Origin of the sequence: Pseudomonas chlororaphis (genome assembly GCA_001023535.1) — a bacterium.
Classification (GTDB): domain Bacteria; phylum Pseudomonadota; class Gammaproteobacteria; order Pseudomonadales; family Pseudomonadaceae; genus Aquipseudomonas; species Aquipseudomonas chlororaphis_E.
Map to the genome: position 1 here is coordinate 6,062,421 of CP011020.1, position 21,476 is coordinate 6,083,896.

The 21,476-nt window shown below is 53.0% G+C and carries 16 protein-coding genes and 6 pseudogenes; 12 read left to right on the forward strand and 10 right to left on the reverse strand.

The features are described 5' to 3' along the window. Window positions 1–239 precede the first annotated feature (239 nt). Together VM99_26515 and VM99_26520 are read left to right on the forward strand one after the other, a co-directional pair. Entirely contained in the window at window positions 240–1,292 is a 1,053-nt protein-coding gene (locus tag VM99_26515; protein AKK01434.1) for a hypothetical protein, read from the forward strand. Between the two features lie 470 nt (window positions 1,293–1,762). Further along, window positions 1,763–2,065: pseudogene (locus tag VM99_26520) on the forward strand (transposase). Window positions 2,066–2,437: 372 nt separating this feature from the next. On the opposite strand, the pseudogene VM99_26525 reads toward VM99_26520, so the two are convergent. The 5 genes and pseudogenes from VM99_26525 to VM99_26545 form a co-directional block, all read right to left on the reverse strand. Next, a pseudogene (locus tag VM99_26525) lies at window positions 2,438–2,728 on the reverse strand (hypothetical protein). Window positions 2,729–3,088: 360 nt separating this feature from the next. After that, complete coding sequence (locus tag VM99_26530; protein ID AKK01876.1) at window positions 3,089–3,505, reverse strand: hypothetical protein; 417 nt, start codon at window positions 3,503–3,505, stop codon at window positions 3,089–3,091. 506 nt (window positions 3,506–4,011) lie between these two features. Then, on the reverse strand, window positions 4,012–5,496 hold the full coding sequence (locus VM99_26535; protein AKK01435.1) for a hypothetical protein: 1,485 nt from the start codon (window positions 5,494–5,496) through the stop codon (window positions 4,012–4,014). A 356-nt stretch (window positions 5,497–5,852) separates the two neighbouring features. Beyond that, complete coding sequence (locus tag VM99_26540; GenBank protein ID AKK01436.1) at window positions 5,853–7,157, reverse strand: seryl-tRNA synthetase; 1,305 nt, start codon at window positions 7,155–7,157, stop codon at window positions 5,853–5,855. Between the two features lie 81 nt (window positions 7,158–7,238). Further along, complete coding sequence (locus tag VM99_26545; GenBank protein AKK01877.1) at window positions 7,239–7,532, reverse strand: hypothetical protein; 294 nt, start codon at window positions 7,530–7,532, stop codon at window positions 7,239–7,241. A gap of 182 nt (window positions 7,533–7,714) precedes the next feature. On the opposite strand from VM99_26545, the gene VM99_26550 reads away from it, so the two are divergent. Further along, the gene (locus tag VM99_26550; GenBank protein AKK01437.1) at window positions 7,715–8,011 is read left to right on the forward strand and encodes a hypothetical protein; all 297 of its coding nucleotides are present in this window, start codon (window positions 7,715–7,717) and stop codon (window positions 8,009–8,011) included. Window positions 8,012–8,192: 181 nt separating this feature from the next. Here VM99_26550 and VM99_26555 read toward each other — a convergent pair whose 3' ends face one another. From VM99_26555 to VM99_26565, 3 genes and pseudogenes are all read right to left on the reverse strand, one after another. Beyond that, entirely contained in the window at window positions 8,193–8,480 is a 288-nt protein-coding gene (locus VM99_26555; GenBank protein AKK01878.1) for a hypothetical protein, read from the reverse strand. Between the two features lie 41 nt (window positions 8,481–8,521). Continuing rightward, window positions 8,522–8,869, reverse strand: a complete 348-nt coding sequence (locus VM99_26560; protein AKK01438.1) for a hypothetical protein — start codon at window positions 8,867–8,869, stop codon at window positions 8,522–8,524. Window positions 8,870–8,881: 12 nt separating this feature from the next. Beyond that, window positions 8,882–9,609, reverse strand: a pseudogene (locus VM99_26565) (serine/threonine protein phosphatase). Window positions 9,610–9,782: 173 nt separating this feature from the next. On the opposite strand from VM99_26565, the gene VM99_26570 reads away from it, so the two are divergent. Further along, a complete protein-coding gene (locus VM99_26570) occupies window positions 9,783–10,238 on the forward strand; it encodes a transcriptional regulator (protein ID AKK01439.1) in 456 nt (151 codons plus the stop codon). Window positions 10,239–10,335: 97 nt separating this feature from the next. Beyond that, a pseudogene (locus VM99_26575) lies at window positions 10,336–10,557 on the forward strand (hypothetical protein). Window positions 10,558–10,887: 330 nt separating this feature from the next. Here the strand turns inward: VM99_26575 and VM99_26580 are convergent. Further along, window positions 10,888–11,232 (reverse strand): annotated as a pseudogene (locus VM99_26580) (hypothetical protein). Between the two features lie 625 nt (window positions 11,233–11,857). On the opposite strand from VM99_26580, the gene VM99_26585 reads away from it, so the two are divergent. The 4 genes from VM99_26585 (at window position 11,858) to VM99_26600 (ending at window position 17,022) form a co-directional block, all read left to right on the forward strand. Continuing rightward, the gene (locus tag VM99_26585) at window positions 11,858–12,643 is read left to right on the forward strand and encodes a hypothetical protein (protein AKK01440.1); all 786 of its coding nucleotides are present in this window, start codon (window positions 11,858–11,860) and stop codon (window positions 12,641–12,643) included. A gap of 81 nt (window positions 12,644–12,724) precedes the next feature. Further along, on the forward strand, window positions 12,725–12,943 hold the full coding sequence (locus VM99_26590) for a hypothetical protein (protein ID AKK01441.1): 219 nt from the start codon (window positions 12,725–12,727) through the stop codon (window positions 12,941–12,943). A 124-nt stretch (window positions 12,944–13,067) separates the two neighbouring features. Next, window positions 13,068–14,102: a hypothetical protein gene (locus VM99_26595; GenBank protein ID AKK01879.1), complete on the forward strand. Its 1,035-nt coding sequence runs from the start codon at window positions 13,068–13,070 to the stop codon at window positions 14,100–14,102. Window positions 14,103–14,358: 256 nt separating this feature from the next. After that, window positions 14,359–17,022, forward strand: coding sequence for an ATPase (locus VM99_26600; GenBank protein AKK01442.1), 2,664 nt, complete (start codon window positions 14,359–14,361; stop codon window positions 17,020–17,022). Window positions 17,023–17,346: 324 nt separating this feature from the next. On the opposite strand, the gene VM99_26605 is transcribed toward VM99_26600, so the two are convergent. Beyond that, entirely contained in the window at window positions 17,347–17,556 is a 210-nt protein-coding gene (locus tag VM99_26605) for a hypothetical protein (GenBank protein AKK01443.1), read from the reverse strand. Here VM99_26605 and VM99_26610 point away from each other — a divergent pair. The 3 genes and pseudogenes from VM99_26610 (at window position 17,555) to VM99_26620 (ending at window position 19,633) form a co-directional block, all read left to right on the forward strand. Further along, window positions 17,555–17,740, forward strand: coding sequence for a hypothetical protein (locus tag VM99_26610; GenBank protein ID AKK01444.1), 186 nt, complete (start codon window positions 17,555–17,557; stop codon window positions 17,738–17,740). The two genes, VM99_26605 and VM99_26610, sit on opposite strands and share 2 nt — an antisense overlap. A gap of 33 nt (window positions 17,741–17,773) precedes the next feature. Beyond that, the gene (locus VM99_26615; GenBank protein ID AKK01445.1) at window positions 17,774–18,109 is read left to right on the forward strand and encodes a hypothetical protein; all 336 of its coding nucleotides are present in this window, start codon (window positions 17,774–17,776) and stop codon (window positions 18,107–18,109) included. 609 nt (window positions 18,110–18,718) lie between these two features. After that, window positions 18,719–19,633: pseudogene (locus VM99_26620) on the forward strand (recombinase). Window positions 19,634–21,476: the final 1,843 nt, after the last annotated feature.

The window sequence follows — 21,476 nt, forward strand, 5'->3', positions numbered from 1 at the left end:
TCGGGAGAAGGCCAAGAGCTGGGGCTGCTACCATTACCGTGGCGCAGAATCTGGTTCTTGCCGGCATATGGAGCGATTTATCCAGCCCCCCCTCCCAAGCCAGGAACATAACGTTTACTAGCGGACAGCATCACTGGAGCGTGATCTGCGCCCTGCTTCATGGTATGAAGTCCGCTCTAGACCGCACCGCTTCCATTCCACGCGTGGACACATAATGTTCATCTAAAAGGATTTCCGATATGACGCAGGAGCGACACTTCCGTGAATGGTACGTCGAACTCTCTGAGCTTGCCCCGGAGGCTACTGCCCCTGAAAAGCGTGCTCGCGGGTTCGCTTTCGAGAAGGTTCTCAAGGGCCTCTTGGCATCTGAGGGACTTGATCCCCGCTCCAGTTACAAGTCTGTCGGTGAGCAAATCGACGGCTCATTTTACCTGGACGGTAGCTTCCTCCTGATGGAAGCCAAATGGCATGCCCTGCCCGTCCCTGCCTCGACGCTTTATCAGTTCAAAGGCAAAGTGGATGGCAAACTGGTGGGTACCGTTGGCGTTTTCATCTCGATGTCTGGCTACTCCGATGACGCCGTGGACGCCCTCATCGCCGGCAAATCTCTCAACCTGATCCTATTCACAAAAGAGGACATGGATGCGGCGATCATCCAGCAGCTGGGGTTCAAGAAAATCCTCAAGGACAAGCTTCGCAAAGCTGCTGAGGAAGGCCTGGCATTCTTCCCAACTGTCGCCGAACAGGTGAAAACCTCCCCGTCGGAGCCCGTCCTCATCGAGCGAGTGCATTACGATCGAGTGACCGGAACGTTGTTGAGCCCAGCAGATCAGCCTGCCACCACCCCAGATTTGGTTATCGTGTGCGAAGGGGACTTTGACCGTGAACTGCTGGCCAACCTGGTGCAGCGGATTTTGAAGAGCGCTAGGGCCACCAAGAAAATTCAGCTCATATCAGCTCTGGGTAAAGTGGCCGTGCCGCATGTTGCCAACAGCGTATTGGCAGCTAACCCAGATGTTAAGGTGCTGGCTGTGGTGGACAGTGATGGTGACATTCAAGGCTCAGAGCTGATGCTTAAGAACATCATCGAGTCCGACAACTGGACACCTATTGTCGTCAATCCCGCGATCGAGACCTGGCTTGGATGCTCAGTCGAAGAAACGATGCGTCTGCGCCGTCGCGGGGGACTGATGGCACACCTCGCCAATTCGATAGATGGCATCAATCTGCAGCTCCTCAGAACAACTGACCCAGCCTTCGAGACGTTCTACCAAGAGGTCAGCTCGTTGTAATCAGAGGTTCGTTGGATCGAAGCGCGTCCCACACAATGGCTGGATCTGTGGGAGCCAACAACGGCTTCCACACAGGGCAACGGCGGCTGGCCAACTTACGCTTTCTTAGGCCTCAAGCCCTTGAAAGAAGCCTTCGCAGCCCAGTTGTCATTGATCCAGTCAACGACCTTAGGGCGCCCAGGCGCGGTGGAGTGGAATTTCTTTTTCAGCATCCATTCCACGAACAAGCGATCATCTGCGCTCATGTCTTTGCCGTCGTTGTACATCACAGTCTTGCCATCGCTCGCCCATTCACCAACCCCATTTCTCGATTTAGCAGTAAATTGAGGCCTCAGAACCTGACGAAGAGGACGTGCAGCGCATTGCGGTGGGTAAGCGGATGGCGAACACACCTTCTGAAATCCAGCATTAAGGGCGATGGTGTCCGCGTATTTTTAGCGGACGCGATCACCCTTATCGCCAGGATTTCCATGCGCCAACGAAGCTCTTACCCCAAACCCTTAAGGCCCAGGTCGTGCAGGAATGCCTGCAACCAGGCGCCACGGTTTCCAGTGTTGCCATCAGCCACGGCATCAACGCCAACGTGATCCGCAAGTCGCTGCTGATTTACCGCGCCACTGCCCGCGTTCGTGCCGCTACATCCGACGCCCAAGCGGTACGCTGATGAAACTGCGATTAATGCACTGCCGCTGGGCGAGAAAACTATCACGGTCAAATGGCCCGTCTCCGACCCGGACGGCTGCGCGCGCTTCATCCGCAGCCTCTCGCAATGATCCGTATCGACACCATCTGGCTCGCCACCGAGCCCATGGACATGCGCGCCGGTACCGAAACTGCGTTGGCCCGTGTGGTTGCGGTATTCGGTGCGGCGAAGCCGCACAGTGCTTATCTGTTCGCTTACGGCCCAAACATCGAACAGATAGGTATGTCGTTGACGCATGCGGATCCTAGCGTTAATTGTGTCCGCTTAAAAAATCGTGGACGCGTTTGCCCTTATCGCTCTTGACCTGCTGGTTTGGTAAATGACTTCGCCAGCCGCTTACGGTTGAATCCACAACCCATAGCTGCCGTAGCGACAGGCAAGAATCGGCCAAAAGAAGTCATCGCGATGTCTAAAATTTCAAGAGCGATTCACTGCGCCTCTATTACTTTGTTTTCGCGAGTTCCCTCAACGCGTCTTTAGCCGCATGCCAAATTATCTTACAGAGCTGTCCCTTTGAACCATCATCAGCGCAAGTCGCCGCGTTCGCTACGATTCTGTTCAGATCCTCATCCGAGGCCGATGCATCAATATGGCGTAAGGCCCAATGCTTAAAAGCCGTATTTTTTTCGGCAAGCGAGGCAAAAATACTGAGTTGGCCCCACTGCTGGGCGAAGAGATGTACCACTGCTTCAGAGTAGCCCTCTCCAAGTGCGCCATCGTCACAAGAAATGAAGACTCTTTGATGCTTCTGAAGGGAACCCCAATCTCCACTTGCCTCAGCAAGCAAAGATTCTGCTTGGCTACTCATTTCTGGAGAGCAATAGCCTTGGGTTGATGCTTCAGAAAATGAGACATATCCCAATCCAGTCCCGATAAAAACAGCCAAAAGCCTCACAGAAAGAGCACCTAACAGTCTGTCACTACTCACAATTAATATCCTTTTAGAAAGTTATTGCTCCGTACCTGACTGAGTGGCATTAGGTTTAATGTGAATCACGCCCAGTTTAGTAGCTAATTTGAGCGTCTGCTTTGGGTCGATTCTGTTGAAAACAGTCGACCATGGGTATGCGTCCGGGCATCACGTCTTGCGTGATTAAACCGGCTGCCACTTATGCGGAAGCAACTGCTCAATTTCACTCGCCCGCTGCGTCGGCAGGTGCGTGAGATCATCCTTTAGATAGGCGTACGGATCATGGCCATTCAGCCGTGCTGACTGGATCAAACTCATGATCGCCGCAGCCCGTTTTCCGCTGCGTAACGACCCGGCGAAGAGCCAGTTCTTGCGCCCAAGACCCCATGGCCGGATCTGGTTCTCCGCCCAATTATTATTAATGGGAACCGCCCCGTCATCGAGGTAGCGTGACAGCGCTGCCCAACGTTTGAGGCTGTAATCGAGTGCTCTGCTGATAGCCGACCCTTCGGGCACAACATCACGCTGCGCGATCATCCAGGCATGCAACCTATCCATTACCGGTACGGCTTTTTTCTTGCCGTATTCGGCGCCGTAAATTCGGCTCCAGGTCGCGCACTTCGCTCTCGACTTCGTACAACAGCTGGATGTAGCGCAGGGCCTGCTCGGCGATCTGGTTCTTGTTGGTTGCGTGCAACTCGAAGAACTTGCGCCGGGCATGGGCCATGCAGCCGATCTCGATCACGCCGAGTTCGAAGCTGGCCTTGTAACCGTCAAAATCATCGCAGACCAACTTGCCTTTCCAGCCTTGCAGGAAGTTACGAGCATGCTCGCCGGCGCGGCTGGCCTTAGTCAGGAACCTGCAGGCGCAAGGGGTTCGTGTGATTGAACACTGCGTGTATGAGATCGAAGGGCTTCCGAGGGGTGCGGGCACCGGGACGTTGCAGCGGATTGTGCCGTTGGTTGAGTGATGCGTCGGATGATTGCTTTGATGCAGGTAGGGCGAGGTCTGGGCGGGTCTGCAGTTAATCATCCCCGCCTGCTAGCTTTAGGTGGCCTCACCGATTAGCTTTTGGGTGAACTCGCCCTAGGCAAACACAGGCCGTTCACCCCGCGCGTATCTTGTTCAAAATTTCCGGGATGTCGCCATACTCCTCGTACCAAATGACGCTCACTCCAAGCTCGCGCATAAGCTCTTCATTGGTGGCATGGTGTCTTTCAAGGAAGCGCTCAACCATAGTATTTGAGATTTTGAGAGGCTTGCCACTCGTCCCTTCCATGAATTTCTTGGGGGTCAAACGCCGCATGAAAGCGAAGTGTTTGGGCTCCTCGATCGATTTGGACGCGATCTCCAATAGCCGGCGCAGATTCGGATCAGTCAGTGAAAGGCCGATCATAAGGCACGAGCTTTCCTTGAAGCTGTTCAACTGTACCAAGTTCGACCAGTGATAGGCGTCACGGTAAATCTGGTGATAGCCTTCCTCAGAGAAAACTAAGGTGCATCGATCCAGATTGGAGTAGCGCTGCCTATCCTCCGGTAAAAAACCATGCACGTGGTATATAGGTAGTTCTTCAGCGGTTGGTGTCTCAAACTCTTCGAAAACGCTTTTGTGTATCAACGAACGCGAGAGCAACGCTCTCTCGATAAAATCGTCAAAGTTGTAAGTTAAGATAGACTTCACGTTGGCGCCGGTTCGGGTCGGGGTACATAGCTTCGCGATGGAGGATATTAGATCCGATTCAACTGAAAAGCGCTTATCACGTAACGAATAAAGCTGATGCGTGATTGCATCAACGAATCCTTGCTGCTCTACAGGTGACCCCACAGCAAGCCCCTTTCGGATATACCTTGCTAACATCAGTGTAGACGGCCCATCTACTTCCATTAGCCTGGCAACGATTGCAGATACTTTCACCGGATCGCCTTGAGCGCCGCCAAAATTCTCCTGCGATAGCATGGAAACAAATAAGGAATTCAGCAGCGTATTCCAATCAGGCAATCCAGCGCTACTAGATACTCCGGCGCCTAGTATTAGAGAAAATCTGCCCGCTCGGTATTTTTCCGCGACCACCTTCACTAGCTGATCACGATCCTCTTTCCAAGATCTGACAGTGCGCTCCGCAGCCATTTTTAAACGCAACGAAAACAGATTAGTCGTGAGCATCTCAACAGCCGCTTGATGCTTAAGCATCAGCTCGTTAACTTCCTTCTCACCCCATAGATAAACAAGACTGTCCGCTCTTGGATTTTCTTCACTGATATAAATACTTTTCTTCAGATCTGATATTTTAGGAGCGATAATCAGCAAGCTATAACCGCGCGTACCATACCCTCTAAACTTTTCAACAGTAGCATCGAGTTTTGATCTGGAAACTGAAAATACGATTTCCACTAATAGCGGTGAAGAAATTTCACCGATGCCACTTGGAGCAATGGCGTCAAAAGTCGAACCATGGCTATCTTGCCCTTCAATTTTCTGGCCTAGCTGCTCTCCCTCGACCTGTAGAAGCTTGATGATAAATGCTTCTAAGAAAAGATATCCGCCCGATCCATATTGCTCCAAGCGCTCTTCCAGAGTGTTGAGATCCATCTACTCAAATCCTAATACATGGGGTCGGTTGGGCTACGTTGAAGGCAAACTGACACGGCCAGGCCGTCATACCAAAGCCGTTGGGATGGGCCCACGCTACCATAGATTCAAACGCCATTTGTAGCCATTGGCCATTTCCTCGTCGCGCTGCTTCAGTACCTCTGGCAGCTCTGATTTGGGGGGCAATTTACATCGAATTCTCAGGTTGGAGCCGCCGAGCAAAAACCGCGACAGGAACTGCAGATCGGACAGCCTTGAGCGAGGGTTGCGTTGCAATTGGCTCCGGGGATACCGTGGTGCACAGTGGAGAAGACGACTACCCCCCCATGAAAAGGGGGCTTGGGAATGAGAGATCACTACACGGATACACGCTCTGAGCTGAAAATGTCCAATAAGGGTTCGTCCATATACGGCTTCAGCACGTTCGGCACGCGGATTGAACCGTCGGCCTGCTGATAGTTTTCCAGTACCGCCACCAACGTACGACCGACCGCCAGGCCAGAACCGTTCAAGGTGTGCACCAGTTCCGGCTTGCCGGTTTCCGGATTGCGGAAACGCGCCTGCATGCGACGGGCCTGGAAATCCCCGCAACTGGAGCAAGAGCTGACCTTGCGGTATGCATTCTGGCTCGGAATCCACACTTCCAGATCGTAGGTTTTAACTGCGCTAAAGCCTAGGTCGCCGGTGCACAGCGCCAGGGTTCGGTAAGGCAGGCCCAGCAGTTGCAGGACTCTCTCGGCGTTGGTAGTCAGGCTTGCCAGGGCTTCCATCGACGTCGACGGCTCGACGATCTGTACCATCTCGACCGTGTCGAACTGGTGCAGGCGGAGCATGCCACGGGTGTCGCGACTCGACGCGCCGGCTTCGCTGCGGAAACACGGGGTATGGGCAACAAACTTGAGGGGCAGTTGTTCTGCATCGAGAATCTGCCCTGCCGCCAGGTTGGTCAATGGGACTTCGGAGGTAGGGATCAGGTACAGGTCGGCTTCGTCGTCGCGCCCGATCTTGAACAGGTCTTCCTCGAACTTCGGCAGTTGACCGGTACCTTGCAGCGCCGGAGCCCGCACCAGGTACGGGTGGTAGGCCTCTTCGTAGCCGTGCTCGCTGGTATGTAGGTTGATCATGAACTGCGCCAGGGCGCGGTGCAGACGGGCGATCGGGCCGCGCAGCAGAGTGAAGCGCCCGCCGGACAACTTGGCGGCGGTTTCGAAGTCCACCCAACCGAACTTCTCGCCCAGGACGGAGTGGTCTTTGATCTCAAAATCGAAGATTCGTGGAGTGCCCCAACGGTGCACTTCGACGTTATCGTCTTCGTCTTTGCCGAACGGCACGGACTCGTGCGGCAGGTTGGGAATACCCAGTAGGATCGCCTCCAGCTCGGCCTGGATCTTGTCCAGCGCAGCCTTGTTCTCGTTCAGCTGGCTGCCCCTGTTCTCGACATTGGCCATCAGCGGTGCGATGTCTTCGCCGCGTTGCTTGGCCTGATCAATGCTCTTGGAAATCGCGTTACGCTCGGCCTGCAGTGCTTCGGTTCGGATCTGGGCGGCCTTACGCTGTTCTTCCAGCGCTTCGATGCGCGCTACATCCAGGGCAAAGCCACGAGATGCCAGGCGATCCGCCACGCCCTGAAGGTTGCTACGTAAAAGTTTGGGATCGAGCATAGGGGTATCTCGCAGTGTTGGAGTACGTCGCTTCGCAGGGACTGGAGTGACCGATGATTCGAACCTGATGTGAAACCGAGATCAGTTGCCCGGAAGCAATCCTAATCTGATCAAGGCATTCATCCCCGTGGCGTCATGGACGTGTGCGTAGTCCTGAAGCGTCCAAGTCGCAATTTCCGCCTGGAACACTTCCACAGATTTAAATGGCATGGTGGCCGTGGCATCGAGCATTCCGACGCGTTTGTTGCTCCACCGATCGACGTCGTCCAAGCGAAGAAAGTAGGCATTGATACCTGGCGCATAAACCATTTCGGCGCCAGCGCTCAGGCATAAAAACTTCCTTAGAAGTTGTAGAGCGGCCCCCCGTCCCCGCACAGCCTCAACCGCTTGTATGTAGTGGCTGGCACACAAGGGGAGCTCGTTGCGTGAATCAAGCATTCACAATATCCTAAGTGAGTAATGGGAAGACTCTGGAAAGTGTTCGCGAACCAGGAAGGCAGTTACGATCAGCGTGCCTTACTGTATGCATTCAGCGCTTGAAAAGCTGGCAAGCTCACATGCTTGCGAAAGCCTCTGCCGGACAAGATGTAAAGGGCGTCTTCGCTTTCAAAAAAACATCCGTGGAGGTCTTTTTGAAATCCAGTGATGAAACTGTCGGGTGCTGTAACTCGCCCTTCGCTGTCGAATACTGCTTCGTGGACGAGCAGAACAGAAGGTTGCAGGCCTCGTTTTCTGACTTCCCTCTCTTCAGTTTCAGGGAGCAAGATGTCCAGGAGCATCCAGTTTCGAACGATGCAAAATGGTTGGCCATCGAGCGCCTCGCGTGCCAGTTTGATCAGCTCGTCATCCTCTAATCGCGATCCCCCTAGCATAAGCGCCGGGCCATAAAGCACATCTTCAATCAATTCGGTTTGCACACTGCTGCCCAACTCTTTGGAAATTTTAAAGCTGCACGAAAGCCATCCAGGCATCTGCTGGCCTTGCATCGTGAGTATTGTTTTAGATTCACCTGCTGTTCGAAAAGCCTGGGCTACGTCAGTGAATCATGTTGACCTCGGGCGCGGCGCCATTTTCGTACCACCAGTGACAAACGACATACCGGCTGCCGTTGTGCGTCTCGCAAAGCTGATACCCCCGAAGCTCATACACTCTTTCGACCAGCGACGTACGGATTGTCTTCCCATCCGTAAAACGACCTCTCGTTTCAGAAAAAACGACTCCAATCACGCAGGGAGGTTGAAACTCAGCGCAGCATAGATACCCACTAATCGGCACACCGAAATCGATTTTCTTTGCGTCCCGCACGCATTGTGGAAGCCCCATTTCCCTACCTTTTTTGCCTGCAAACGCCACCGAAGGCGACATCAATGAACCCGGTCGAAACGGTCTAAAGCGCCATTTTCATGCAACCAATGAGCAACGACGAAAATCCCGCCATCGATTATCGTGAAAAGGTCGTAGCCTGCACGCCGACACCGGTTGATGACCGGCAGAGCATGGATGGGCAGACCTTCCGGGTACTTTTTCGCCGGGTCGCAAAACAACAGACCTGTGATTTTTGGAGGTCGCTCCAAGGCGCAGAGCAGGTACCCGACGACATCCGGATCAGTAATGGCTTCACGTGCTTTGTCAATGACCGTTGGGTACCTGTGAAAGCGAAGATCGCAGAGCTTGGCTCCATAAGTTTTTATCCAGTACATCCCGGCTACCATTCCTTAAATGGGTCAGATTTCAATCGTGAAATCAGAAATGAATCCAGTGGCCTCTTGGGGATAACCGCGAGGATTTGAGATGAGCCGACACCCATCCAACTCGACATCGATAGCACGATGCGTATGCCCAAAAATCCAAACGTCCACCATCGGCAGAAGCGAGTGCCATCGATTTGTATAAGCCGCGCTGAGATGACCGTCATGCTTGTCGCCTACAACTTCCGGGATCGGACAACGGTGTGTAACAACAACCGTTGCCCCTTCAATTGGCTTGTTGAGTTCACTCACCAAAAAGTCAAACGCAACCCGGTTTCGTTCAATCACATCTGCCGGGCGTAGCCGTCGAAAACACTCCTCTGCTCGGATCACCTGGAAGTCATTCATCCACTGCCCGCACATCGTCGACGCAGCTACACCGTCGCCGGTCGATGAAAAATCCGTCCACGACGTTGTCACCAAAAACCGCGTTTGGTTGCAAACCCACATCTGATTTTCCAGGGCGTGAACATGCTGCGAAGCAGCCTCTCGCATTTTGCGAAGCGTGTGGTCGATGTGACCTCTGTAGAATTCGTGATTCCTGCGCAATAAATTACTGGGCAACGAAAGCTTTCGTTTGCCCATTTCACACCGCAAGTGTGGACGTCGATATCCCCGGCCAAAATCACCAGGTCGTAGTCTCCAGGCTCAGGGGCAAATGGAGAAAATTCGTTATGCAGATCTGAAAGCACGTAGAGCTTCATCTGTAGCCCGATCTCGATTTACAGCTAAATTGAATACCTGAAGACAGGTACGCGGCTGGTTCTCATAGATTGATAACGCACAATTTCGCCACCAGATCCACTCGTATGAATATATACATTTGAGTGGATCATGGCAATCGCGGCATACAGCTTTGTTTTTACGGAACGGAAAAATGTCTGTCCGCACCGCATTTGCCGTAGCGCTGAAGCTTTTGCGAACAAAGCGTGGCCTCACGCAGGACGACCTGAGCAAGAAGGTCGATCAATCGCATGTAAGCCGCATCGAAAATGAAAAGACCTCCCCCAGTCTCGAATCAATTTTCGAGCTCGCTAGGGTATTGGAGCTAAGTCCTGTCGCCCTCATGGCACTGGTGTGCGGAGCACAAGACTCACAAAGCGCAGGCGATGTCCTGAAAATCGCCGAAAAAGATCTCCAGGACATCGCGCTACTAAAGGATTCGATTCCGCTGGAAATTGAGGAGTCGCCTCACCCTCGTGTTGTTTCTGCCGCACAGGCACGAGAGACTGTCCAGGCACTCAAAGGGAAAGGCTTTACGCAGGCTGAAATCGCGAGAGAGCTGGGGATGGCAAAGACCACGGTTCAGCGCCATTGGCATCGTTCGAGCTGAGCTTTTTCTTTTTTGCTTGCGCCCTCACCCACTGACCACTCCAGCCCATCATGACGCCGCTGCTATGCTGTGTTCTCCATCCGAACGGAGTCGAGTCATGGCCGAGCAATATTCCCTTCCTGACGTGCTGGCTAGGCTGTACGAAAACCAACTGGCGATCGAAGCCGCGCTGATGTAGCTCGTCCTGTTAGAGGAACAGCGCGGGTCATCTGAGGCTTGTGAGAACGCGCGTGGTGCGCTTGAAAGGATTGGTGAGAACGCCGGGCACATCAAGCAGGGGATCGCCAGGTTGGTGGGAAGAGCGGGCACTTCCGAATGAACACTTCCGCTGAAGTATGGAAGCGCGGTGCAGGAGCGCTACACCGCGCTCCCACCCGAAATACCCCGCCTCCACTATTTGCAGTTATGCACGCAGGTGCATCGCCCTCGGCCTCAACTACGGGCCAGGATTACACCTACTGGATCACCACACTGAACCTCTTGCGCAGCGACCAAGGATCTAGAGATAACCACACAAGCTTTTTTAATTGGAGCGCCTTAATCACTCGCTGCTCTAAACCACCCTCTCACCCATCTGAAACAGCGCCGCCTCAACTTCGCGCAATGAACTGAAGCGACTGTTCGTGCCTGCTAGCCCCTGGGCATGATGTAGCAACCAGTTGGCTCGCACGTTCCATTTGTAGTGCTCATAGGGCTTGGTTGCGTGGGTCGTAAACAATGAGGGCGCAGGATTTCGAAGTTTCAGCGCTTTTCCGTTGCCAGGAAGACATAGGAAGCGGAGGTGCTCATTTATTTGGTTTTGCGGCTTGTCTTCGACAACCGTCCACCATTTCAGGGCCAACCATGCCAAAGCCGCAGCTACCCGGCTGTCGTAGATAATGAAGTCATCTATGAGGAGCGAATATACCTTTGTCATCCCGGCATTGAAGCGCAGAGAGGTGACCCCGCTGACATCGTCTCCCAAGGCATGATCATTCACTACATTTTGAAGGATGGACAACAAATTGCCGTGGTTTTGAGCAAGCCACGGCTTGTTACCACCATGTTTGGTTGTCGTATAAACGCCACCCCAGTGGAGCGTGGCTGCCACTGCCCCAGCAAGCGCGTTGCTCATCGCTGGAACGTTAACGTACGCAGCACGTAATGCCTTCTGGATAACGTCAAGGACGGCCGAATTGGCAGCCAAAGTACTGTTCGCCACTAACGTAGGTACTGTGGGGTGTATGTAGGGAAAACTGCCATCAGGATTCGGTCGACCGGACACCTTCTTCACTGGCCAACTGTATGCGCTCAGCGCGTCCTGCAGCGTTGAAAATTGCCTATGGTATCCCGCGATCGAAAAATGAATGGGGTGCCCTTCCAGTCGCTGGGATAGCCATTCGCAAAATCGTGCAACGTCGCCTTGCAGATAGTCGTGTCGTCTCAACTCAGCCTCGCTAGGATGTTGTGCGTCTTCATGGAGATTGCTTCAGAGCACCCAGAGAATCATGATTACCGGATATACGATCGTTTACGACGATGATCTTGGCAATGCTATTAGTCTGGCAACACCATTTCCCCATGGGCGATTTCGAGCACGCAGCCTTGGGTTGATAACAAAGAAAGGAAACTAAAGCTCCATGACTCAAGACAATGGAAACTTCTTGTCGATCCTGTCAGACATCGAGCGTGACGAAAAACAACTCGTGAAATCCAAACGCACTTTGGAGCGCGAGAGGCCAGGAGCACGCCTGCATCGATACCTTTCGGTAGGCGCGTTGTTTGCGCTCATGCTACTCACGCTTTTACTCGGTGGATGGGCAAAATTCGGCGGCCCGCAGTGGACAGCAACAGCGGCTCTGGGCTGTATCGCAGCCTGCTATCTCATCATCTTGTTGCAACCGTTTCTGCTCGCCTGGATTCACCGGCACGCACTGCATGAAACATTAAGGCTGCCCTTCAGCGCATGCGTTCGGGCAAACGTTCAGAACCCAATGGAGATCGATAAACGCCATCTTCCAAGGCTTGTGGCATTGCCTCGGATCGACCTTGATGTGGGCCTGAATAGCTTGAAATACGAGGCGCTCTTTTTCGAAAAACGTATTGGCTGGGTCGTCGGTTCAATCGAAAAAATAGGTCTCATTCCAGGGTGCATGGCGATCCTTTTTGCAACTGGGAGCGCAGGTGCACCACCCATATTGGCCACCTCGGTTGCATGGGCGAACGTCGTCATCTCCACTTTAGGCATTCTCGGTAGCGTCTACGTAGTCCGCTATCAACGGATGATTTCATTGACTGACCTGGCTATCAAACACCAGGAGTTAAACGAGAAAAATCGCGAGAAGGCAGAAAAAACCGATGCGGACAAAAGCAGACAAGTTCACGAGGTTACTAGCCCTCCAGAAAGGTCGACCGAACTCGCCTGATCCTCGCGCAGCGAGTTCGGCTGTCTTTTCATCTCAGGGGCTATCCGCTTCCGGGTAGCCAATTCCAACAAGGATAAACGTATGATCATTTCTGAAGGTCAGTTGCGCGGAGCTTTCAAGGGCTTCAAGAACACCGACACCATCTTCGAATTCTACGGCGGTCGAAAATGGCGACAAGCCGTTTACCAGTACGAGTACTTCTACGCCTACATGCCACGAGCAAAGGTTATCCAAGAAGGTGGTGCCTATGTGCTCAGGGTAGAAGGAATGGCACGCGGGGTGGTGGTCAGGCCAGCTTGAGGCACGAAGCGCTCCGAGCTTGAGGATAAACTCGGATTGCTCGCATGATCTTGCTTGCGACGTCCATTTAATTGACCTACGATCAATAACAATAAATTCAAGATTGATCGAGAGTCAATTCATCATGATGAATGCACTGCTTCTCAAGCGCGCGATGAAGTATCTCAATCTAAGTGGCGTGGCATTGGCTGAAAAGGTCAGCGCATTGCGAGACGACGGCAAACGCACCGCACCTGAGACGATCAGCCGCTGGCTGAATGGGACGAGACCGGTTGACCCGTTTCTCATGGGCTGGATTGCGGAATTGGTGCGATCTAAGCTTATGACGAGCGATGAGCCCCGAGTGCACCTACCCAAAGAGGGCTTGATCATTGCGATCGCCAATCTGAAAGGTGGCGTCGGCAAGACAACCGTGGCCATGTACCTTGCCGCGATAGCAAAATCCCTTCGGTTGAAAACGACCTTTCTCTTTGCCGAATACCCCAAAGGCAGACAAAACGCAGAACACATCTTTCACAGATTGGAAGCACTCCGGATCAACTGCCCCGCGCTCGATCTAGACGAGATTCTCACCTACCGCCCCTCTGCAGGTGAGATCGTGATTGTTGACGTTGCCAAGAGCATCACCCAAGACTCGTTCCTTCCCCGCAAAAAAACGGGGGATCGCCTCAAAGCAAACATCAATGGTTTTCTAAAAAAATTCCGCCCTGACATCTACTTGATACCTGGGGAATTCAGCAGCAGCTTTGACAATTGGGCACTGAAAGACTTTATCGACAGTGATGCACTCCATGCCCCGGTGCAGCTATTGCACCGCCCGCATCTCATGACTATGGACTTTGCCGCCACGGCGAGCGCCGATGGATTTGATGTTACTTCCGATCTGTTTTGTCCCTTCTTCATCCCACAGGCAACCTCCTCATCACTTGCATTGCCCCGAGATTTTTTGGGGGAATGGCAGAATCCGGATCAGGAGCACCATCACTATCAGCTGTTTGAGCATCTTCTGGAGATGCTGGGTGGAGAGATCATTGACAGCTACCAAGTGATTCAAGATGTCAGAGGCGCATGTTTGGCTGACCTCTTGGATCTGGCGGAAGATACGCCACGGTTCAAGAACGACAGTCTGAAGGTGGCAACATCAGGAGAGGATATCTAACAGTTCGTCCCAGCGATGGCTTCGCACCCGAATGATGCGGCACTAGCCACCAGATAAACTGTGAACTATGTACCTGAGGTAGCCACTGGCATTGCAACGCGAATCTCACGGCCAGGCTAGACTCACAATCCATGTGGATCAGGTGTGATCGCGTACCGCGAAATACTCCCCCGCAGTCTTGCTGGTCACCTACATCGCAGCTTGGGCGAAACCACAGACTTAGAGCTGGATGGTATCGCACGGAAAAGGAGGTTCCATGTCAGTTCTGCAGGAAGTGTTGATGTGGTCGAAAGGTTTACCAGCCTGGCAAGGGGACTGTGTGAGGCGCTTGCTGGGGCAGGAGTCTTTGACCCAGCAGGACTTCGAGGATGTGCTCGCCCTGCTCAAAGCGGATCATGGAATCACTGACCCGCAGGGACGTATTGCCTCGCCACTGAATGAGGATCAGATTCCCGTTGCAATAAAACCAACGACTCACATCGAACTGCTTGCAGTCAAAAACCTGGTGAACGTCAACGCGATTGCGCCAGAACACAGCCTGGCATTCGCGCCGCAGGGGCTGACTGTAATTTACGGAGGAAATGGCTCTGGTAAATCAGGGTACTCCCGAGTTTTGAAACGAGCATGCCGGGCGCGGGATCAGTCAGAAACCATCTACCCGAATGCCAATCATCCCCTACCAGTGGATGCCAATGCCCGGGCCACCTTTAGCATTAGCGTAAATGGTGTCGGTATCGATGTGATGTGGACGGATAACCAGCCTGCGCCGCCGGAACTCTCCAGCCTTTCAATTTTTGACTCTCGCTGTGCAAATGCATACCTGGTAAACGAAGCCGACTACTCTTATGTCCCTCACGGTCTGGATGTTTTTGAACGACTCGCCGCGCTTCAGCAACAGTTAAAAACGGCGATCGAGCAGGAGCAGAGAGAGTACTCCGTTGACCTCACTGCCTTCTCCCCGATGCAAGGCAAGACTGAAGTTGGAAGGATGATTGCCGCTCTCTCCGCCAAGACCAATCCAGATACTGTTCAAACGCTCGGCACCTTTTCAGAAGGCGAGCTCACCCAGCACACGACCATTGGCAAGAGCCTTCAGGAAAATAATCCCAAAGAAAAGGCCAACCAGTTGAGGCTACTGGCACAACGTATATCTGTGGTTGCCGGCACCGCCTTGAACAAATCGCCACAGGTTGACCAGGACGTTGAACAAGGCCTCAGGCAATCGGTTGAGGATTATCTATTAGCAAAATCGGCGGCTGAACTCGCCGCGAATAAATTCAAAGAGCAGCAAAATCTACTACCAGGCACTGGTGGTGATGCGTGGCGGGAGCTTTTCGACGCAGCCCGTAAATTCGCTCTCGAATCCCACCCAGGACAGGACTTCGTATCGCTCGATCCAAACAGCCCATGTCCACTCTGCCAACAAACCCTCAATGATGGCGCTACGCGACTTGCTCGCTTTGAGGAGTTCATCCAACAAGAGGCTGAAAAAACGTCGCGCGCCCGCCGTAAAGCAATGGTTGAGAAATACACACCGCTCACGACACTGGATGTGACGATTGGACTCGATGAGGCCACGCATGCGGAAATCCACGTACTGGCTCCAAAGGTCGCGGCGGACTGTCGGGCGTATGAGCGTGCATTAGGGGAGCGTCGTGACCAATTGGTTGACGCTGTGAAGTCCAACAACTGGACAGGTATCACGCCTCCCTCGTCAAATCCCTCATCTGGATTACAGGCACTGGTAAACCAACTCAATCAACAAGCTCTCAACCTTGAGCAGGCGTCCGATGAGGTGGCAAGAATTCAACTTCAGCAGACGTACGCAGAACTGGAAGCACGCGTGCTGCTGAGCAAGGTAAAAGACGCAGTCATAAACGCCATTTCCCGAATGAATCACACGGCCATTTTGGCCAAATGCATCACCTCGCTTCGGACAAATGCCATCTCAACCAAAGCCACTCAGATTGGTGAGACTGTAATCTCCACGTCACTCCAGGACGCTCTTAATGCCGAGTTCAAAGCGCTAGGTGTGGGAGGTCTCCAGGTTGCCCTCCAGAGTCGATCAGGGCGTGGAAAAATGCTGCATAAGCTAAAGCTGGAACTGCCTCAGAGCCGAAATCCAAAAGACTTACTCAGTGAAGGTGAGCAGAGGGCCATTGCGTTAGCGTCGTTTCTGGCCGAGGTTGAACTGAGCGAAAGTTCTGGAGGCATCATCTTTGATGACCCGGTTTCGTCTTTGGATCACCAACGCCGTGAGCGAGTAGCCGCACGGCTGGTAAAGGAAGCGGCACGCAGGCAGGTAGTCGTTTTCACCCACGATATCTACTTTTTATGTGTACTAGCGGAGCAAGCAGACTCCGCCGGTGTTACCGCGCTGACCCAAAGTATCTCTCGGCGTGCTGAAGGTTTTGGTGTCTCAACGCCTGAACTGCCCTTTGAGGGCAAAAATACGACTGGGCGCATCGGATCGCTCAAGACTCGCCATCAACACATAGCGAAGCTGTTCAGACAGGGTGAAGAGGATGAGCATCGCAGACAAACAGTCGAGGCATATGTCCTCCTCCGAATGGCGTGGGAGCGTGCGGTCGAGGAAGTGCTTTTGCGACGCGTTGTACTACGATTCCGCAAGGGTATAGAAACCCAGCGACTGTCTGAAGTTACCGTGGATGACAATGATTACGTGCAGGTATCTGCCGGAATGAGCAAGTGCTCCAATTATGCTCATGATAAGGCAATGGCAGGTGACGTAGCGGTACCGGATCCGGATGAACTGCTCAATGACATTCAGGCCTTGGAAGCATGGCGTCTTCAAATCGAAACTCGCAGCACTGCAACAAGTCGCGCCAGGAAATCGGGCACCCCTTCTGCCCCTTCTCCGCCACTTGCGTCTACAGCGGGGGAAAAAATTGAGGGCTAGCTCTGTTAACACTGGGTGTTCGCGGGCCTAATCATCAAATTACTCAATGTGTCCTCAATGCTCACGCGCCCTTGAGTATGCAGTTCATGGCACCTGGTAACCGCCTGGATTTTCATCCAGCGGATGACTTTGCAATTGCTTCAGACGTAGATTGCGAGCCCCACCCTATTTTCAAGCAATTCATACAACCCGAGATCGGAGCAGTTATGAACGAGCAATCCGCACGTTGCGGTTGCGCCTGCCTGGGGAACAGGGCTTACCAAAGTTATTCCGAGGGTATTAACTGGCATCGGGGCTGGCATAACAGACACGATGATTGTCGATTTATCTCTCGCGCAAACTCGCCACGGCTCCGTCCTTCGAAAAGTGTTCACCAGAGCACTGCTTTCCCCGTAGCTGCAGATGTCCAGCAATCGCATATTCCCTGAGCCGCTGAAGGGCATCCCGAAATCCAGCAACGCGTGATTCATCCCTACGAATATCACTCTTGGCGTTGATCATCTGTTCGTTCGCTCCGTGATGGATTGGTTTCATGTTGAAGTTGCTTCAGCTCATGTCGCAACTGTTCGACCTCGCTCTGAGTCGTTTGCAGCAGCGCCTGCGTATTCTTAGCTCGTGCATCGGCCTGGCTGGCGGATTGGCGAAGAGAGGCGGATTCTTCGCGGTATTGGGCAAGCTGATCGATAAGCTGCTCTTTGGCCCCCTCCTCTCTAGCTGACGCGATGGCCAAGGCATTGAGATCACTGGTCAGTTGCGCGATGGTGTTGTCTTGGGTGGCCATTACCTTGGCCTGTTGGCGGGAGTCGCTAAGCAGGCGCTCGTTGTCACGATTCAGGCGGCTGAGGTCGTCCTGTTTCACCGACAGTGTCTGTTGCAACTGACGATGCTCAACCTGGATTTGCTGGAGCTGGCCTTCATGCCGGCGCTGTTCTTGTTCCCGCTGATCCTTCACGGCTGTGCGGTAATGCTCAAGTGCGTCACGGGCATGCAGGTGCTTTTCTTCCAGCGAACGAATCTGCTCATCCTTCTCATGCACCCGTACTTCGAGATCAGCACAGCTCTGGCTCAGACGAGCGTTACGCGTTAGCTCAGACTGCAAGCTGCTTTGGCTCGTGCTCAATTCACTTGTTTGAACGTCGAGGGCTGCCTGAAGGCTATCGTGACGGCGCTGCAAGTCCGCCATGGCAACTTGTACCTTCGCAAGCTCTTCATTGACTGATGCACGGTGTTTATCGAGCTCAGCTCGCGCCTCGGCTACTTCTTCGGCACCTTCTTCAAGCAATCGATCCAGCAACTGGCCGACCAGCCCGGTGAGTTCATCACTCAAGCGTTCGCGGCGCTCCTTCGGGAGCGCCGCCCCTTTTCCGAGCTCACCTAGATACCGGGCAATGGTCGTCATTGAGCCAGTATTTCCAAGCTCGACGCGCACAGCGTTGAGGCTCGGATTTACACCCCGAGCGATCAGCGCATCTCGTGCGATCTGGACGATTGCCTTATTTATACCGCCGCGTGCCATGCCATCTCCTACGATTTCGTAGTGTGTAACGTATTACGTAAATACATCTTACACTTTCCTAAAAATACAGTCACATAATTCGCATTTCTATGATCAAATAATGGAGGCTTATCACATCATAGAGCAGATTTTTGCCTTTTCCGTCGCTGGAAAAAGTACGTTTTGCGTAGAAGGGTCGAGATGAACAAGGCAGATCGGTACCTGCAGGCCGGCACACGGGAAAACACCCGGCGCAGCTACCGCGCAGCGATAGAACACTTTGAAGTGACATGGGGCGGGTTTCTGCCGGCGACTGGCGACGGCATCGTGCGCTACCTCGCCGAGTACGCGGACAAGCACACCATAAACACGCTGAAGCAGCGCCTGGCCGCTTTGGCCCAGTGGCACATCACGCAGGGCTTCCCTGATCCCACGAAGACACCCACCGTTAAGCAGATGATCAAGGGCATTCGGACATTGCATCCAGCCCAAGAGAAACAGGCGACCCCTCTCCTTCTACTTCACTTGGAACAAGCGGTGAGCTGGCTGGAGCGCGAAGCGGGTCTTGCGGCTGAGCGTGGAAACTATAGAAACGTGATGAGGCATCGGCGCGACATCGCCCTGGTGCTGATTGGATTCTGGCGGGGATTCCGCGGGGATGAACTGGCGCGTCTGCAGGTAGAACACACCCAAGCAGAATCAGGGGTAGGTATCACCTTCTATCTGCCGCACACGAAGGGCGATCGGCAGCATCTGGGTGCTTCATTCCACACCCCTGCCCTGAAGGGGCTTTGCCCTGTGCAGGCTTACATCAATTGGATCACCGTAGCCGGCATTACGCGCGGGCCGGTGTTTAGGAAAGTGGATCGCTGGGGAAATCTTGCTGAGGACGGCATCAACTCCGGCAGCCTGATACCTCTACTTCGCCGTATCTTCAAGCAGGCGGGTGTCTCGGCTGACCTTTACAGCAGCCACTCCATGCGTCGTGGCTTTGCCACTTGGGCTTCAGCGAATGGCTGGGATATCAAGGGACTGATGAGTTATGTGGGCTGGAAGGATGTGAAGTCAGCCTTGCGTTATGTCGATGCGCGCATATCGTTTGGCGGTATGGCGGCTCTCGCCACACCACCAAACACCCCTGCCAGCCAGATAGCTCCAGGAGCACCTGACTCTACCGATCAGACTCCGACACAGGAGAAAGTGTCAGCACTGGCGGGCGGAGAACAGAAGGAACATCAGTGACTTTCGGATGTTTGCGCGGAGTACCCCTCACTCTAGCAACCCCAACGGCGGCGCCGTGGCCTCACCGACCTATGACACTCAATAATATTGTGGGTGACGATTATCTTCTGCTGAAGACAAGGAGAACTCTCTACTCAATTTGGAAAATCCGTTTTAACTGCGTCTTCGAGATTGAGATATGCACGCAGGTCTGACGCGGGTATCCAATTATCAGGTTGAAATTAACCTGTACCATTAACAAAGGCGATGCATCTGGAGGTTCTGCGAACGAAGGCTTTAAACTGGCGCGCTATTGGAATTGACCATATCAACTTCTCGCTAGGACTGATCACAGCTCGCCGGGGTAGCCTGTCCCTGTAAACGTGTACGATGAATTTTCGCCAAAGCAGCTGAAGCCTTTGATCTAATGTGATCAAGGTTTGCTTGGTAGATATTGGCCCTGGATCCAATCATCCCCACTGGCCACTGATAAAACTCAAACAGAAACAGATCCGCAAAGTCGCGAGCCAAGCTGAAGTGGCGCCCAGTCGGCCAAGGTGAATAGATATCAATCTGATTGAAGCGCATTGGGCGCTGATGAGTGCGTGAGGCATGGTTTGTTTTTGACCTGAAATAGCCGGCAGTCGAACAACCAGTTCCCACGGAGCTCATGCTGGGCTGCACCGAGTACTTAATAACATGAACAACCGGAACCGATACGATGCAGTTTATCCAAGCTCCAGTATTTTCTCCATGCGACCCAACGCAGATTGCACCTAAGGGAATCGATACGTCTATCACGTAGGAGAATTTACCAGTCATGACTCACCAACTCCATCAGCACAGAAGCAAATTTGATAATCAGTCATTCCAATTCTTGACATGAGCCGACTCCATAAAGCCGGATACGAACTGCTGCATCCTGCTATTAATGCATTCGATCTTCCACTGCATGAGCCGTCGGCTGATTAGAGCACTGTGCTCAGGCGAAAAGCCATTGCTTGCCGCTCCAAGCTCCTTGGCATCCGTAAAACCTAACGTACTACCAGTTGAGCGAATAAACTGCTCAATGCCATGATCGTCGTTAGAGGAAAAGACCTCATGGAGCCAACCAAGGATTATTATTGCAGCTCTCCTATGGGCAACACCGGCAATCAACGGCCCCAAATTGAAAGCCTGCTGAAATGCGAGATTATGATTGTGCAGAGCGCGATACGGTATTAAGCGGTTCACTAAGCCAAATTTTGGGTATAGAAATAAAGAAATTAAAAATTTCGATGATCTCCACTCGGGCAGCTCAACTCCACCACTCTCATTGACTAGGCGAGCATCCCTACCTCCACGAAATTCAAACTCACGCAATAGCGATTGCATTCGAAGCAAAGAATCGAATAACTGGCTAGCTTCATCATAGCGAGAAGCTGAAATACACCGCAGTCCCTGTTCGTGATACAGCTGGAACACCTTCATTGCTATGTTGAGATTTGGGGCGGTGAGATCGACAGCATCAAGCAAAGGTGTATTGTGTTGGGCGCATACAACGGTAGCTACCGAACACCATTCCTTCCTGAACACAGGAAACTGAAAATTCGCAATGCTTTCACAAAGGCAACCATAACAGAAACTCCTACGATAGTACCGTGGTATAACCCATGCACTGGGCGCCTGAAATAATATAGCCCGCTCATCCGCCCTTATATTAAGTGCGTCGCATGCCAAACGTGCAAAAGCCGATGAC

What these genes read in the sequence shown, in the direction of transcription:
- VM99_26515 (AKK01434.1), top strand. Translation starts at nt 240, where the DNA reads ATGACGCAGGAGCGACACTTCCGTGAATGGTACGTCGAACTCTCTGAG.
- VM99_26535 (AKK01435.1), bottom strand. Translation starts at nt 5,496, where the DNA reads ATGGATCTCAACACTCTGGAAGAGCGCTTGGAGCAATATGGATCGGGC.
- VM99_26540 (AKK01436.1), bottom strand. Translation starts at nt 7,157, where the DNA reads ATGCTCGATCCCAAACTTTTACGTAGCAACCTTCAGGGCGTGGCGGAT.
- VM99_26550 (AKK01437.1), top strand. Translation starts at nt 7,715, where the DNA reads ATGCTTGCGAAAGCCTCTGCCGGACAAGATGTAAAGGGCGTCTTCGCT.
- VM99_26555 (AKK01878.1), bottom strand. Translation starts at nt 8,480, where the DNA reads ATGGGGCTTCCACAATGCGTGCGGGACGCAAAGAAAATCGATTTCGGT.
- VM99_26560 (AKK01438.1), bottom strand. Translation starts at nt 8,869, where the DNA reads ATGGTAGCCGGGATGTACTGGATAAAAACTTATGGAGCCAAGCTCTGC.
- VM99_26570 (AKK01439.1), top strand. Translation starts at nt 9,783, where the DNA reads ATGTCTGTCCGCACCGCATTTGCCGTAGCGCTGAAGCTTTTGCGAACA.
- VM99_26585 (AKK01440.1), top strand. Translation starts at nt 11,858, where the DNA reads ATGACTCAAGACAATGGAAACTTCTTGTCGATCCTGTCAGACATCGAG.
- VM99_26590 (AKK01441.1), top strand. Translation starts at nt 12,725, where the DNA reads ATGATCATTTCTGAAGGTCAGTTGCGCGGAGCTTTCAAGGGCTTCAAG.
- VM99_26595 (AKK01879.1), top strand. Translation starts at nt 13,068, where the DNA reads ATGATGAATGCACTGCTTCTCAAGCGCGCGATGAAGTATCTCAATCTA.
- VM99_26600 (AKK01442.1), top strand. Translation starts at nt 14,359, where the DNA reads ATGTCAGTTCTGCAGGAAGTGTTGATGTGGTCGAAAGGTTTACCAGCC.
- VM99_26610 (AKK01444.1), top strand. Translation starts at nt 17,555, where the DNA reads ATGTTGAAGTTGCTTCAGCTCATGTCGCAACTGTTCGACCTCGCTCTG.
- VM99_26605 (AKK01443.1), bottom strand. Translation starts at nt 17,556, where the DNA reads ATGAAACCAATCCATCACGGAGCGAACGAACAGATGATCAACGCCAAG.